This is a genomic window from Micromonospora sp. Llam0 (assembly GCF_003751085.1).
Taxonomy (GTDB): domain Bacteria; phylum Actinomycetota; class Actinomycetes; order Mycobacteriales; family Micromonosporaceae; genus Micromonospora_E.
Map to the genome: position 1 here is coordinate 1,559,069 of NZ_RJJY01000001.1, position 13,883 is coordinate 1,572,951.

Genomic DNA, 13,883 nt, shown 5'->3' on the forward strand with positions numbered 1-13,883 from the left:
CACGCGGCGGGTCCTGCCGCCCTGGCTGGCGTTGACCGTCACCGGGCTCGGCGGGGTCGCGTCCGCGTCGCAGAGCGCGGTCAACGCCGAACTCGGTGCCCGGATGGGCAGCGCACCGGTCGGCGCGATCGTCAACAACATCGGTGGCTCGTCGCTGATCGCCCTCGGGCTGCTGCTCTTCCCGTCGATGCGGGCCGGGCTGCGGACCCTGCGGGACGCCCGGCTGCCCTGGTGGGGCTATCTCGGTGGGATCGGCGGTGGATTCTTCGTGGTCGCCGCCACCTACGCGGTGCCGGTGCTCGGCGTGGCGGTGTTCACCATCGCCCAGGTCGCCGGCAACAGCCTCGGCGGGCTGACGGTGGACCGGGTCGGGCTGGCCCCGGCCGGCCGGCTCGCCGTCACCGGCCCCCGGGTCGCCGGGGCGGTGCTCGGCGTCGTCGCGGTCGCCGTCGCCCAGGTCGGCCGCCCGGTCGGGCAGCTGACGGCCGGGTTGGTAGCCGTCGCCGTCGTCGCCGGACTCGCGGTCGCGGTGCAGTCGGCGCTCAACGGGCGGGTCGCCGCAGCCAGCTCCACCACCGCCGCCACGGTGGTCAACTTCGCTGTCGCCACCCCGTTCGTGCTGGGCACGGCGGCGCTGCTCGGCGCGGTCGGCGCCGCGACGCGGGGCGGCTGGCCGGGGGAGTGGTTCCTCTACCTGGGCGGCCTGTTCGGGGTGCTGGTGATGATCGGCCTGCTGGTCGGGGTGCGGTCGGTGGGTGTGCTGCGGACCGGGCTGGCCGTGCTCGGTGGGCAGCTCGTCGGCGCGCTGCTGATCGACGTGCTCGTCCCGGGCGGGCCGTCGACCGGTGCCGGCATGCTGGTCGGCGCGGCGCTGATCCTGCTCGCCGTCGTCGTGTCCGGTCGCGGCTCCACTCCCCGTACGGGTGACGCCGGTTCCCGAGGTGGATCCGGGGTTGGTGCGGGAAGGTAGGGAGGATTCGGATTCCCGACCGGCCGGAGGTTCCTCATGGCACTACTCGACACGACCACGTGGCACGGCATGATCTTCAGCGACGGCTGGACCGAGGCGGCCGGCGGTACCATGGCCGTCATGTGCCCGGCCACCCGGCAGGAGATCGGTCGGGTGGGTGTCGGCAACGCCGACGACGTGACGCGGGCCTGCGTCCGGGCCGCGCAGGCGCAGCACGACTGGGCCGCCACCAGCTACCTGGAGCGGGCCGCCGTGCTGCGCCGGGCCGGTCAGCTGTTCGAGCGCTACGCCGACGACATCGGTGGCTGGCTGATCCGCGAGGCCGGGTCGGTGCCGCCGAAGGCCGAGGTGGAGACCACCACCGCCGCCCAGGAGTGCTACGAGGCGGCCACCCTGCCGTCGCATCCGACCGGCGAGATCCTGGCCAGCGGTCAGCCCCGGCTGAGTCTGGCGCGTCGGCTCCCGGTCGGGGTGGTCGGCGTCATTGCACCGTTCAACTTCCCGCTGATCCTGTCCATCCGGTCCATTGCACCGGCCCTGGCCTTGGGCAACGCGGTGGTCTTCAAACCCGATCCGCGTACGGCGGTCTGCGGTGGGGTGTCGATCGCCCGGGTCTTCCAGGAGGCGGGTCTGCCCGACGGGCTGCTGCACGTGCTGCCCGGCGGGGCGGACGTCGGCGAGGCGCTGATCGCCGACCCCCGGGTCCGGGTGGTCAGCTTCACCGGTTCCACCGCCGCCGGGCGCAAGGTGGGCGAGGCCGCCGCCCGCCACCTCAAGCGGGCCCACCTGGAGCTGGGCGGCAACTCGGCGTTGATCGTGCTGGACGACGCCGACCTGGACCTCGCGGTCTCGGCCGGCGCCTGGGGGTCGTTCCTGCACCAGGGGCAGATCTGCATGGCTACCGGTCGGCACCTGGTGCACGAGCGGATCGCCGACCGGTACGTCGAGCAGTTGGCGGCCAAGGCCGACCACCTGCCGGTCGGGGATCCGGCGGCGGCGCAGGTGGCGCTCGGCCCGATCATCGACGAACACCAGCGGGACAAGATTCATTCGCTGGTCACGGCCAGCGTCGACGCCGGGGCCCGGCTGGCGGCCGGCGGCACCTATGAGGAGCTGTTCTACCGGCCGACGGTGCTGGCCGACGCCACCCCGACCACTCCGGCGTTCGCCCAGGAGGTGTTCGGCCCGGTCGCGCCGGTGGCCACCTTCGCCGACCTGGACCAGGCGGTCGCGTTGGCCGGCGACACCGAGTACGGCCTGTCGCTCGGCATTCTGAGCCGGGACGTGATGAAGGCGATGGCGCTGGCCGACCGGATCCCCAGCGGCATCGTGCACATCAACGACCAGACCGTCGACGACGAGGCGGTGGCGCCGTTCGGCGGGGTGGGCGCCTCCGGCACCGGCAGCCGGTTCGGTGGACCGGCCGCCAACATCGAGGCGTTCACCGAGACCCAGTGGCTCACCATGCAGGGCGACGTCAGCCGGTTCCCGTTCTGACCCCGGCGGACCGGCCGTCGAGGACGGCCGTCGATCCGCCGGCGGTACGCGATGTCCGTCACAGACATCGTCGCGGCTGGCTGTGACAGTGACCGGGTGACACCACCGGACCACCCTACGCCGGCCACCACACCGCCCCGGACGGCGCAGCGCAGGCCGGCCGCGCGCCGTCTCGCCGGGGTGCTGCCGCCCTGGCTGGCGCTGGCCGTCGCCGGGCTCGGCGGGGTGGCGTCCGCGTCGCAGAGCTCGGTCAACGCCGAACTCGGTGCCCGGATGGGCAGCGCCGCCATCGGAGCGGTGGTCAACAACATCGGCGGATCGCTGCTGGTCGCCGTCGGGCTGCTGCTCCTGCCGTCGATGCGCGCCGGGTTGCGGACCCTGCGGGCCGCCCGGCTGCCCTGGTGGACCTACCTCGGCGGGGTCGGCGGGGCGTTCTTCGTCACCGCCGCCGCCTACGCGGTGCCGGTGCTCGGGGTGGCGGTGCTGACCATCGCCCAGGTCGCCGGCAACAGCCTCGGCGGCCTGGCAGTGGACCGGGTCGGGCTGGCCCCGGCCGGCCGGCTCGCCGTCACCGGGCCCCGGCTGGTCGGGGCGCTGCTCGGCATCGGCGCGGTGGTGGTGGCCCAGGTCGGCCGGCCGGTCGGGCAGCTCGCGGTCGGGGTGATCGCGCTGGCGGTGGCCGGTGGGCTGGCGGTGTCGGTGCAGTCGGCGCTGAACGGGCGGGTCTCGGCGGCCAGCACCACCGCGATGGGCACGGTGGCGAACTTCGTGGTCAGTACGCCGTTGGTGCTGATCGCGGCCGGCCTGCTCGGCGGCTACCGGGCGGCGGCCGGCCGGGCGTGGCCGGGCGAGTGGTACCTCTACCTCGGCGGGCTGTTCGGTGTCTGCATCGTGGTGGCGCTGCTGGTCGGGGTCCGGTCGGTCGGGGTGCTGCGGACCGGGCTCGGGGTGGTCGCCGGGCAGCTCCTCGGGGCGCTGCTGATCGACGTCCTGGTCCCCGGCGGTCCCGGCGTCAGCCCGGGTCTGATCGCCGGTGCCGCGCTGATCATCGTCGCGGTGCTGGTGTCCGGCCGGGGCGCCCGCCGGTCCCGGCAGGTCGGCCGCGATGGTGCGGTGGCAGACTTGACCGGGTGGCAGACGAGCCGACCTATCCGACCACCGAGCTGACCGGGCCGCCGCTGGTGGTGCGTGCCCGCCGGCTGCGGGTGATGTGCTGGTCGCTGGCCGCCGCGCTGCTGCTGGTCTTCACCGCGGTCAGCTTCGGCCTGCGCGGGTCCACCGGCGCGAATCTGGGCAGCTTCCAGCGTGGTGACCAGGCCGCCATGGTCGGTCTCGGCCTGGTGGGGGCCGCCGTGATCCTGTTGTTCACCCGGCCCCGGGTCGAAGCCGACGCCGACGGGGTACGGGTGCGCAACGTGCTGCGCTCCTACCAGCTGCCGTGGTCGCTGGTCACGGCGGTCCGCTTCGACCGGGACGCCGCCTGGGCCAGCCTGGAGCTGGCCGACGACGAGCTGGTGCCGATGCTCGCGCTGCAGTCCGTCGACCGGGAACACGCCGTCGAGGCGGTCCGGGAGTTGCGCCGGCTGCACGCGGCGGGCCACGCGACGACCCCCGCCGGCTGACGCCGCGAGCTGACGCCGGGGTGACACCACGTCGGCGGGCACCGTGGGTTGACACTGGACCGGGCGTACGGCTATGGCCGGAGCCTGGTAGGCTTGTCGCGTCGACCACGCTGCCCTCGACCGGTGGCGCCGGCGCGAGCCGGCAGCCGTGCGGGAGCAGTCGCGAAAGCGGAGCGCCTGCTCCCACCCGTACCGCGGACCACCGTCCAGCGGGCGGGTCCGGTCTCCCGACGGCGGTCCGTCCGCCGCCGGGCCGACGCCGTCGACGGCGTCACCGACCGGTCGAGCAGGCCCTGGCATGTGCCAGGGCCTTCTGCTTTCCCGGGGCGTCCCCAACCGGGGGCCGGCCCGGGGTGCGACGGCACCACGGAGATTACCGACTCGAGGAGGCCCCATCAGCGTCGAACCACGCGTGAACGAGCAGATCCGGGCACGTGAGGTCCGACTGGTCGGCCCTGAGGGTGAGCAGGTGGGCATCGTCCCGCTGGAGCGCGCCCTGCAGCTGGCCGCGGACGTCGACCTGGACCTGGTTGAGGTTGCGCCGATGGCGCGCCCGCCGGTGTGCAAGCTCATGGACTTCGGCAAGTTCAAGTACGAGAGCGCACTCAAGGCGCGCGAAGCACGGCGTAACCAGCAGCAGACCGTCATCAAGGAAATGAAGCTCCGACCCAAGATCGACCCGCACGACTACGAGACCAAGAAGGGTCATGTGGTGCGGTTCCTCAAGGCCGGAGACAAGGTCAAGGTCACGATCATGTTCCGGGGCCGGGAACAGAGCCGGCCGGAGCTGGGCTACCGGCTGCTGCGCCGGCTCGAATCGGAGATCTCCGACCTGGGGTACGTCGAGGCCGCGCCGAAGCAGGACGGCCGAAACATGATCATGGTGTTGGCCCCGCACCGGGCCACCAAGGCCGCTGCGGCCGCCGCGACGGCGGCCCGGGGCGGCGGAGCCTCCCGGGACCGGGAATCCGGTGCCGTCGAGGCACCACCACCGGCCGCCACGGCCGGACCCGCCGGGAACACCGGCGAGTGACAGGGGAGAGACGCGACACATGCCAAAGATGAAGAGCCACACCGGTATGGGCAAGCGGGTCAAGGTGACCGGCCGTGGCAAGATCCTGGCCGAGCAGGCAGGTAAGCGCCACCTGCTGGAGGGCAAGCCCTCCACCCGGACCCGCCGGCTCACCGGCACCGTCGAGGTGTCCCCGGCCGACGTCAAGCGCATCAAGAAGCTGCTCGGCCGCTGACGCGCGCCACTGACCCGAAGGAGTAGGTGAAATGGCACGCGTCAAGCGGTCCGTCAACGCCCAGAAGAAGCGCCGTACCCTGCTGGAGGACGCCAGCGGCTACCGGGGCCAGCGGTCCCGGCTGTACCGCAAGGCCAAGGAGCAGGTGCTGCACTCGATGCAGTACGCCTACCGGGACCGTCGCGACCGCAAGGGCGACTTCCGGCAGCTGTGGATCACCCGGATCAACGCGGCGGCCCGCGCCAACGGGATGACCTACAACCGCCTCATCCAGGGCCTCAAGCTGGCCGGTGTCGAGGTCGACCGCAAGGTCCTCGCGGACCTGGCGGTCAACGACGCCACCGCGTTCGCCGCCCTGGTGGAGGTGGCCCGCACGGCGGTCGCCGCCGAAGGCACCGGCGGCGCGGCGGCCCAGGCCGCCTGAACCGGCGCGACCCTGACCCGCACGTGGCACGAATCGAGGCGTCCGGCATGACCGCACCACGGCCAGCCGGGCGCCTCGACCGTGTCCCGCCCACCACCGGCGGCGGGGCCGACCACCGGCAGCCGACGTTCACCACCCGTACCCCCAGGATCGTGGCCGCCCGGCGGCTGCACCGGCGCCGCGACCGCGACGTCACGCGGCGCTTCCTCGCCGAAGGCCCGCAGGCCGTCCGGGAGGCGCTCGCCGTGCCCGGCCTGGTCCGCGAACTGTTCACCACCGCCGCCGGGCGTACCCGGCACACCGACCTGGCCGTCGCGGCGGCCAGCGCCGGTATCGACGTCTCCACCGTCGACGACGCCGCGCTCACCGCGCTGGCCGAGACCGTCAACCCGCAGGGCGTCGTCGCCGTCTGCGACCACCTCGACGTCACCCTCGACGGCGCGCTGCACCGCCGGCCCGCGCTGGCCGCCGTGCTGGTCGAGATCCGCGACCCGGGCAACGCCGGCACCGTGCTGCGCACCGCCGACGCCGCCGGTGCCGGCGCAGTCGTCTTCGCCGGTGCCGCCGTCGACCCGTACAACGGCAAGTGCGTCCGGGCCAGCGCCGGCAGCCTGTTCCACGTCGACGTGGTCCGCCACGACGACCCGGCACACGTCGTCGACGACCTGCGCGCCGCCGGCCTGCGGGTGCTCGCCACCACCGGCCACGGCGACACCGACCTCGACGAACTCGCCGACTCCGGGGCGCTGGCCGCGCCGACCGCCTGGCTGTTCGGCACCGAGGCGCACGGACTGCCGGCCGAGCTGGCCGACCGGGCCGACGCCCGGGTCCGGGTGCCGCTGCACGGCCGCGCCGAGAGCCTGAACCTGGCTGCCGCCGCAGCCGTCTGCCTGTACACTTCGGCCAGAGCACAGCGCCCAGGGAGGCCCACGCGATGAGCGTCAGTGACCAGCAGATGCGCCGCCACCGGCGCCGTGGTCGCGGTGTGCCACCTCGTCGGCTGTTTACCCGGCCCGCCGGTTCCGGCGGGCGGCAGGGCTGACCGAACCCCTTTCTGCCTGCGTACCCCACCGGCGGGCTGCGGCAGCGCCGCGCGTCCGTAGACTCTTGCCGGTCATCGGCCCCGGTGACCGCACGCCGCGAGGGAGTGCCCGCACGCCATGACCTACCGCAACGACCCATACGATCCGAAGCAGGTCGCGCTGCTCGACCCGGCCGCGCTCACCGGCGCGGTCGCTGACGCCGAGAAGGCGTTCGCCGCCGCCGCCGACCTGGACGCGCTGACCGCGCTGCGACCCCAGCACCTCGGCGACCGCGCCCCGATCTCGCTGGCCCGCCGGGAGATCGGCGCGTTGCCGCCGGCCGCCAAGTCCGACGCCGGCAAGCGGGTCAACGAGGCGCGTACCGCCGTGCAGGCCGCGTACGACGCCCGGCGCGGCGAACTCGAAGCCGAACGGGCGCTTCGCGTGCTCGCCGAGGAACGCGTCGACGTCACCCTGCCGTACGACCGCCGCCCGCGCGGCGCCCGGCACCCGCTGACCACCCTGATGGAACGCGTCGGTGACCTGTTCGTCGGGATGGGCTACGAGGTCGCCGAAGGCCCCGAGGCCGAGCTGGAGTGGACCAACTTCGACGCGCTCAACATCAGCCCCGACCACCCGGCACGTGGCCTGATGGACACCTTCCACCTCGACCTGCCCGGTCTGGTGCTGCGTACCCACACCTCACCGGTGCAGGCCCGCACCATGCTGACCCGCACCCCGCCGATCTACGTGGTCTGCCCGGGGCGGGTATACCGCACCGACGAACTCGACGCCACCCACACCCCGGTGTTCCACCAGGTCGAAGGGCTCGTCGTCGACCGGGGCATCACCATGGCGCATCTCAAGGGCACCCTGGACCACTTCGCCCGGGCGATGTTCGGTGCCGACGCCCGGACCCGCTGGCGGCCGCACTACTTCCCGTTCACCGAGCCGTCCGCCGAGTTCGACGTCTGGTTCCCGCAGCACCGCGACGGGCCACGGTGGGTCGAATGGGGCGGCTGCGGCATGGTCAACCCCCGGGTGCTGCGGGCCTGCGGCATCGATCCGGAGGTCTACTCCGGATTCGCGTTCGGCATGGGCATCGAACGCACCCTGATGTTCCGCCACGGCATCAGTGACATGCGCGACATGGTGGAAGGCGACGTGCGGTTCACCCGCGCGTTCGGGATGGAGGTCTGAGACATGCGGATCGCACTTTCCTGGCTGCGCGAACACGTCGACCTGCCGGCCGACCTGACACCGCAGCGGCTCGAAGACGCCCTCGTCGGCCTCGGCCTGGAAGTCGAGTCAATTGTCGACCTGGCCGGCACGGTCACCGGTGCGCTCGTCGTCGGCGAGGTCCGCGAGATCGAGGAACTCACCGGCTTCAAGAAGCCGATCCGGTTCTGCCGGGTCGACGTCGGCACCGCCAACGGCACCGGTGAGCCGCAGGAAATCGTCTGCGGCGCCACCAACTTCGCCCCCGGCGACAAGGTCGTCGTCATCCTGCCCGGCGGGGTGCTGCCCGGCGGGTTCGCCATCGGCGCCCGCAAGACCTACGGGCGCAACTCCAACGGCATGATCTGCTCCGCCCGTGAACTGGGCGTCAGCGACGACCACGCCGGCATCATCGTGCTGCCGCCGGACGTCACCGCCGCGCCCGGCGACGACGCCCGGCCCGTCGTCGGCCTCGACGACGTCGTGGTCGACGTCGAGATCACCCCCGACCGGGGGTACGCCATGTCGGTACGCGGGATCGCCCGGGAACTCGCCCAGGCGCTCGGCGTACCGTGGCGGGACCCGGCGGCGGTCGACGCACCCGGCGCCACCGACACCCCGGCGTACCCGGTCGAGGTCCGCGACACCGTCGGCTGCGACCGGTTCGCTGCCCGGATGGTCCGCGGCATCGACCCGACCGCGCCGACGCCGGCCTGGATGGCCCGCCGGCTGACCACCGCCGGGGTACGCAGCATCAGCCTCGCCGTCGACATCACCAACTACCTGATGCTCGAACTCGGCCAGCCGATGCACGCCTTCGACGCCGACCGGCTCGCCGGGCCGCTGGTGGTCCGCCGCGCCGTCGCGGGGGAGAAGCTGACCACCCTGGACGGAATGGCCCGGGTGCTCGACGCCGAGGACATGGTGATCTGCGACGACACCGGCCCGATCTCGCTCGCCGCGGTGATGGGCGGCGAAACCAGCGAGGTGGTGCCCGGCACCCGGAACGTGCTGTTCGAGGCCGCGCACTGGGATCCGGTGATGGTCGGGCGTACCGCCCGGCGGCACAAGCTGTTCAGCGAGGCCGCCAAGCGGTGGGAACGCGGCGTCGATCCGGCGCTGCCGCTGGTCGCCATCGACCGCGCCGTCGCACTGCTCACCGCACATGCCGGCGGCGAGGCCGGCGCGGAGATCCTCGACCTCGACCACGTCGCCCCGCAGGCCCCGATCGTTCTCGACGCCGGGTTGCCGGCCCGCCGGATCGGAGTGGCGTACCCGCCGCAGCGGGTCGTCGAGGTGCTGGAGGCGATCGGCTGCACCGTCGCCACCGCCTCGACCGCCGGGGTGGCCAGCGCCACCACCGTCGCCACCGGTGTGGCCACCGCCACCTCGGCGGCGTCGGCACCCGACGACGGTACGGCGCCGCTGGTCGTCGCTCCGCCGAGCTGGCGGCCCGACCTGACCGACCCGGCCGACCTGGTCGAGGAGGTGGCCCGGTTGGACGGCTACGACAACGTGCCCAGCGCGTTGCCGCCCGCCCCGGCCGGGCGCGGACTCACCGACGCACAACGGCGTCGCCGGTCGGTGGCGCGGGCGTTGGCCGAGGCCGGGCACGTCGAGGTGCTCTGCTACCCGTTCGTCTCCCCGCAGGCCGCCGACGACCTGGGGCTGCCCGCCGACGACCCGCGCCGCGACGCGGTCCGGCTGGCCAACCCACTGGCCGACACCGACCCGCTGCTGCGGACCAGCCTGCTGCCGCCGCTGCTGGCGACCCTGCGGCGCAACATCGGCCGGGGGCAGCGCGACGTCGCCCTCTACGAGATCGGCGTGGTGTTCCAGCCCCGGCCGGGTGTCACCGCACCACCGGCGATGGGCGTCGACGACCGGCCGGCGCCCGAGGTGTTCGCCGCCGCCGACGCCGCCGTACCGCACCAGCCGTGGCACGTCGCGGTGGTGCTGGCCGGTGAGGTGGAGCCGGGCGGCTGGTGGGGCGCGGGACGCCCGGCCAGCTGGGCGGACGCCGTCGAAGCCGGCCGGATCGTGCTCGACGCGGCCGGCATCCCGGCCGACCGGGTCGAGGTCCGGGCCGGCGAGTACGCACCCTGGCATCCCGGCCGCTGCGCCGAACTGCTGGTCGACGGGGTCGTGGTCGGCCACGCCGGGGAGCTGCACCCGGCGGCGGTCGCCGCGCTGGAACTGCCTCGGCGTACCTGCGCGATGGAGCTGGACCTGGACGCGGTGCCGCCGGCTCCGGTCGTGCCGGCACCGGACTTCGCCAGCTTCCCGCCGGCGTTGATCGACGTCGCGCTGGTCGTCGACGAGGCCACCCCGGCGGCGCAGGTCCGCGCCGCGCTGGTGGCCGGGGCCGGCGAGCTGCTCGAATCGGTCCGGCTCTTCGACGTGTACGCCGGCGAGCAGCTCGGCGCCGGGTGCAAGTCGTTGGCGTACAAGCTGGTGTTCCGCGCCCCGGACCGGACGTTGACCGTGGAGGAGGCGGTGGCGGCCCGCGACGGCGCGGTCGCCGAGGCCGCCACGCGGCTCGGCGCCACCCTGCGCGGCGCCTGACCGCACCGACGCCGGGGCCCCGGCCCGGTCTGCCCGTTGTCGCGGGCGGGCCGGGCCGGGACCAGCGGGCCGGGCCGGGACTGCCAGCGACCGTGGTCAGCGCCGCAGCAGCGCGGCGAGGTCGACGGCGTCGGCCATCGCGGCGCAGCCGGCGTCGTTGGGGTGCAGGTGGTCACCGCTGTCGTACCCGCTCGCCAGCCGGGTCGGATCGGTCGGGTCGGCCAGCGCCGCCGCGAAATCGACCACTCCGTCGAACGCGCCGCTGGTCCGGATCCAGTGGTTGACGTCGCGCCAGATCTCCTGCCGCTCGGGGGTGTCCAGGAAAGATCCGCCGAACGGCGGCACGGTGCCACCGAAGATCGGCAGCCCTGTGCCCGGGTCTGCGCGATCACCTGCTGATAGCCGGCGATGATGTCGGCCGCCGGGGCGCTGTAGCCGATGTCGTTGGTGCCCTCCAGGAGGATCACCGCCCGGACCCCGCTCTGGGCGTAGACGTCGCGTTCCAGTCGGGCCAGCGCCGGCACCCCCAGTACGGTTCGCCGTCGCGTGGGGCGAGCAGCCGGTTGCCACCGAGCCCGGCGTTCACCACGGACAGGGTGGGTCCGGGGCGGTCGTGCAGCCGGCGGGCGAGATGGTCCGGCCAGCGCTGGTTGGCGTTGCCGGTGGTGCTGGCGGTGTCGGTGATCGAGTCGCCCAGCGCGACGACGCTGCCGACGACTCTGGGGCCTGCCTGTACGTCGATGCCGTCGACCAGCATCCAGCACGGCGTGTCGGCGTATCCGTCGGCGGTTGGTGCGGTCGCCCGGTCCCCGGCCGCGAGGTGGTTGCCCTGGGCGGTGAACGGATGGTTGGTCACCGGCCCGGTCGGCTCCGGTACGTACACGCTGACCAGCAGGGTGCTGAGTGCGGCGACCCGCAACGGCACCGGGTCACTGAGTGCCCGCCCGCCGGCGGCGACGGTGACCTCCCGCTGCCCGCCGAAGGTCAGCTCCCGCATCGAGCCGGGGACGGCGGTCGCACCGTCGCGCTGGACGGCGACCGACGCCCGGCCGATCCGCAGTGCCCGGGTGCCGAACGTGTTGGTGACCCGTACCCGCACCGCCGTGCCGCGGGCGCTGACGAAGGCGACGTTGCGGACGGTCTGGTCGGCCAGGCCGTCCCCGGCCGGGCAGTCCGACCAAGGGATGGTGCTGCCCTCGACCGGGCTGGGTGCCCAGGCGGCGACCCAGGTGGCCGGGTTTCGGTCAGGGGCAGCGGACCCAGTGGGGATGATAGAGGGGGATCGATGTCTTTGGTGGCTGGTCGGGGTACCCGTCGTCGACGGCATCCGACCTGGCCGCCGGCGGGATCTCTTGCCGGCAACGGATCCGGTGCGGGGTTCCGGGTCCGGGGCCGACCGACCCTCCGACTAGGATCGGACGATGCCTCGGTGGCGCAGGGCACGTCTCATCGCTGGCGCGGCGATCGCCGCGCTGGCCGTTGCCGCCTGCACCGGTGGCGAGTCGCACTGGGGCTGGTTCCTCGCGCTCACGGTCGGGCTGCCGTACGCTGTCCTCGCTGTCCCGACGCGCTGCGGTGAGTCGTTGTGGGACGACGGCGACTGTCCGTACCTCGGGTCAGGTCTGCTGGTCGGCTGTCACCTGCACCGCCTCGACAAGATGGAGCGGCTGCTCGGCGCGCAGCCACGGACCCGGGCCGGCAGCCGGCTGAGCGGGTCGCCCGCCGGGGTGCCGGCGGATCGGGCCCCTGCCGTGGCGCGGCACGTCCGGGAAGGTCTGGGCTTCGTCGTCGCGCTGCTGGGTGTCGTGTCGGGTCTGCTGATCCTGCTCGGGCTCACGTCGGCCGGATAGCTGACGACCGGGTTAGCCGTCCACCGAAACGGTATCGACCGATTTGGATTAGTTGGCCGCGCTCGTGGCCGGTGTTCCGGTCGATGACGTGGCTACTTTCAAATAGCGGGACGCCTTCGGCGAGATGCCGTGAAACGGGTGTCCTCCAGTCGTCGTCCAGTGCGTATCCAGTGATCTCCAGTACGTGTTCAGATGGTCGCGAAAAACTCGGCAACGGCAGTGAAATGAACCGGTAACATTGCTGTATGTCCATCGACGCTCTGTTCTGTGACACACGTACTGGTGAGGGGTAAATGGTTTCCGCTCGGCACGTTTCGGCCAGTCAGAACGGTGAGCTGGGCGCCTGCGTCAAGGCGTGGCGCCACCGGCTGTCACCGGATGGAGATCAAGAGCGGGACGGGCGCCGCCGTCGCCGGGCGAGCGTCACGCAGGAGGAGATCGCCGACCTTGTCGGAGTGAGCGTCGTCTGGTACAGCAATCTGGAGCGCGGTGTCCGCGCCAACTACTCCGACGCGTTCCTCGACTCCGTCGCCGAGGCGTTGCGACTCGGCCGGTACGAGCGGGAACTGCTCTATCTGCTGGCGGTCGGCCGGATGCCCCCGCCGTCGTTGACCGGGACGTCCGCCGCGGTCGTGGGCCCCGCCCTGCGCCAGTTCGTCACGGGCCAACGCTGGGCGACCTACGTACTCGACCGGTACGCCCGGGTGGTGCAGCACAACGAGGCGTGCGAGACCTACTACCCCTGGCTACGCGACGAGCGCAGCTACCTCCGGTGGCTGTTCACCGCGCCGGACGCCCGGCGCCGGCTGGTCAACTGGGCGACGGACTGGGTCGCACCGCTGCTCACCCAGATGCGCATCGCCCGGGCGCGGCACCCCGAGGACGCCGACATCGCCGCCCTGGTCGACTCCTGTCTGGACACCGATCCGGAGGTCCGGTGCCTGTGGGAGGCGCACTCGGCGCGGGAGTGCGTGGCGCGGTCGCGGCGGGGGATCCGCCTGGCCAGTGACCACCGGACCACCATGGTCGACGTCGTGACGCTGACCGATCCGGGCACGAACGAACTGCAGGTCGTGTCGTTGCTTCCGGTGGCCGAGCCAGCCTGACACAAACTGCCAGTTGGCCAAACTGACAGCTTCTGGTCAACCTGCGGGCCACTGGGCAGGATGCAGATACCTGTTGGCCTGAGTCGATGTGACTCGGCTGCTGTACGACGTGAACCGGAGGTTGATCATGAACCCGTTCGATGACGAGAACGGCACTTTCCTGGTTCTGGTGAATGCCGAGGGCCAGCACTCACTGTGGCCGGAATTCGCCGAGGTCCCGGCCGGCTGGACCGTGGCGTGGGGGCCGGGCGAACGGGAGGCGGGGCTTCGGTACGTCGAGGAGACCTGGCTGGACATGCGACCGAAGAGCCTCGCTCTCGCGATGCAGCGGGCTGACAAACAGAACTGAACCGACCTTCAGG

The 13,883-nt window shown here is 73.0% G+C and carries 15 protein-coding genes; 13 read left to right on the forward strand and 2 right to left on the reverse strand.

Annotated features, from left to right (window positions below; all coding sequences use genetic code 11):
* Positions 1–31 precede the first annotated feature (31 nt).
* The 10 genes from EDC02_RS07095 (at position 32) to EDC02_RS07140 (ending at position 10,565) form a co-directional block, all read left to right on the forward strand.
* Positions 32–970, forward strand: coding sequence for a DMT family transporter (locus EDC02_RS07095; protein WP_233605781.1), 939 nt, complete (start codon positions 32–34; stop codon positions 968–970).
* Positions 971–1,006: 36 nt separating this feature from the next.
* The gene (locus EDC02_RS07100) at positions 1,007–2,467 is read left to right on the forward strand and encodes a benzaldehyde dehydrogenase (RefSeq protein WP_123601268.1); all 1,461 of its coding nucleotides are present in this window, start codon (positions 1,007–1,009) and stop codon (positions 2,465–2,467) included.
* Positions 2,468–2,563: 96 nt separating this feature from the next.
* Entirely contained in the window at positions 2,564–3,634 is a 1,071-nt protein-coding gene (locus EDC02_RS07105; RefSeq protein WP_233605782.1) for a DMT family transporter, read from the forward strand.
* A gap of 41 nt (positions 3,635–3,675) precedes the next feature.
* Positions 3,676–4,089 (forward strand): PH domain-containing protein, encoded by a 414-nt coding sequence (locus EDC02_RS07110; protein WP_123604576.1) that lies wholly within the window; start codon positions 3,676–3,678, stop codon positions 4,087–4,089.
* Positions 4,090–4,501: 412 nt separating this feature from the next.
* The gene (infC, locus tag EDC02_RS07115) at positions 4,502–5,122 is read left to right on the forward strand and encodes a translation initiation factor IF-3 (RefSeq protein WP_123601270.1); all 621 of its coding nucleotides are present in this window, start codon (positions 4,502–4,504) and stop codon (positions 5,120–5,122) included.
* Positions 5,123–5,141: 19 nt separating this feature from the next.
* Complete coding sequence (gene rpmI, locus EDC02_RS07120) at positions 5,142–5,336, forward strand: 50S ribosomal protein L35 (RefSeq protein ID WP_123601271.1); 195 nt, start codon at positions 5,142–5,144, stop codon at positions 5,334–5,336.
* A 31-nt stretch (positions 5,337–5,367) separates the two neighbouring features.
* Positions 5,368–5,760, forward strand: coding sequence for a 50S ribosomal protein L20 (gene rplT, locus EDC02_RS07125; protein ID WP_123601272.1), 393 nt, complete (start codon positions 5,368–5,370; stop codon positions 5,758–5,760).
* 47 nt (positions 5,761–5,807) lie between these two features.
* A complete protein-coding gene (locus EDC02_RS07130) occupies positions 5,808–6,698 on the forward strand; it encodes an RNA methyltransferase (protein ID WP_123604577.1) in 891 nt (296 codons plus the stop codon).
* A gap of 222 nt (positions 6,699–6,920) precedes the next feature.
* On the forward strand, positions 6,921–7,982 hold the full coding sequence (gene pheS, locus EDC02_RS07135; protein WP_123601273.1) for a phenylalanine--tRNA ligase subunit alpha: 1,062 nt from the start codon (positions 6,921–6,923) through the stop codon (positions 7,980–7,982).
* A 3-nt stretch (positions 7,983–7,985) separates the two neighbouring features.
* Positions 7,986–10,565, forward strand: coding sequence for a phenylalanine--tRNA ligase subunit beta (locus tag EDC02_RS07140; protein WP_123601274.1), 2,580 nt, complete (start codon positions 7,986–7,988; stop codon positions 10,563–10,565).
* Positions 10,566–10,661: 96 nt separating this feature from the next.
* Here EDC02_RS07140 and EDC02_RS07145 read toward each other — a convergent pair whose 3' ends face one another.
* Both EDC02_RS07145 and EDC02_RS07150 read right to left on the reverse strand, forming a co-directional pair.
* Positions 10,662–10,910 (reverse strand): SGNH/GDSL hydrolase family protein, encoded by a 249-nt coding sequence (locus EDC02_RS07145; RefSeq protein WP_123601275.1) that lies wholly within the window; start codon positions 10,908–10,910, stop codon positions 10,662–10,664.
* 118 nt (positions 10,911–11,028) lie between these two features.
* Complete coding sequence (locus tag EDC02_RS07150) at positions 11,029–11,892, reverse strand: SGNH/GDSL hydrolase family protein (protein WP_123601276.1); 864 nt, start codon at positions 11,890–11,892, stop codon at positions 11,029–11,031.
* Between the two features lie 94 nt (positions 11,893–11,986).
* Between EDC02_RS07150 and EDC02_RS07155 the strand changes: the two genes are divergently transcribed.
* The 3 genes from EDC02_RS07155 (at position 11,987) to EDC02_RS07165 (ending at position 13,870) form a co-directional block, all read left to right on the forward strand.
* Entirely contained in the window at positions 11,987–12,415 is a 429-nt protein-coding gene (locus EDC02_RS07155) for a hypothetical protein (protein WP_123601277.1), read from the forward strand.
* Positions 12,416–12,708: 293 nt separating this feature from the next.
* A complete protein-coding gene (locus EDC02_RS07160) occupies positions 12,709–13,521 on the forward strand; it encodes a helix-turn-helix domain-containing protein (RefSeq protein ID WP_123601278.1) in 813 nt (270 codons plus the stop codon).
* Positions 13,522–13,648: 127 nt separating this feature from the next.
* Positions 13,649–13,870 carry an MbtH family protein gene (locus EDC02_RS07165; protein ID WP_370461426.1) on the forward strand — a complete coding sequence of 74 codons (222 nt, stop codon included), beginning with the start codon at positions 13,649–13,651 and terminating at the stop codon, positions 13,868–13,870.
* Positions 13,871–13,883 lie beyond the last annotated feature (13 nt).

Excerpts from the sequence above, each read along its gene's own strand:
- EDC02_RS07100 (WP_123601268.1), top strand. The coding sequence starts at position 1,007 with ATGGCACTACTCGACACGACCACGTGGCACGGCATGATCTTCAGCGAC.
- EDC02_RS07110 (WP_123604576.1), top strand. The coding sequence starts at position 3,676 with ATGTGCTGGTCGCTGGCCGCCGCGCTGCTGCTGGTCTTCACCGCGGTC.
- rpmI (WP_123601271.1), top strand. The coding sequence starts at position 5,142 with ATGCCAAAGATGAAGAGCCACACCGGTATGGGCAAGCGGGTCAAGGTG.
- rplT (WP_123601272.1), top strand. The coding sequence starts at position 5,368 with ATGGCACGCGTCAAGCGGTCCGTCAACGCCCAGAAGAAGCGCCGTACC.
- EDC02_RS07130 (WP_123604577.1), top strand. The coding sequence starts at position 5,808 with ATGACCGCACCACGGCCAGCCGGGCGCCTCGACCGTGTCCCGCCCACC.
- pheS (WP_123601273.1), top strand. The coding sequence starts at position 6,921 with ATGACCTACCGCAACGACCCATACGATCCGAAGCAGGTCGCGCTGCTC.
- EDC02_RS07140 (WP_123601274.1), top strand. The coding sequence starts at position 7,986 with ATGCGGATCGCACTTTCCTGGCTGCGCGAACACGTCGACCTGCCGGCC.
- EDC02_RS07150 (WP_123601276.1), bottom strand. The coding sequence starts at position 11,892 with ATGCCGTCGACGACGGGTACCCCGACCAGCCACCAAAGACATCGATCC.
- EDC02_RS07155 (WP_123601277.1), top strand. The coding sequence starts at position 11,987 with ATGCCTCGGTGGCGCAGGGCACGTCTCATCGCTGGCGCGGCGATCGCC.
- EDC02_RS07160 (WP_123601278.1), top strand. The coding sequence starts at position 12,709 with ATGGTTTCCGCTCGGCACGTTTCGGCCAGTCAGAACGGTGAGCTGGGC.
- EDC02_RS07165 (WP_370461426.1), top strand. The coding sequence starts at position 13,649 with ATGAACCCGTTCGATGACGAGAACGGCACTTTCCTGGTTCTGGTGAAT.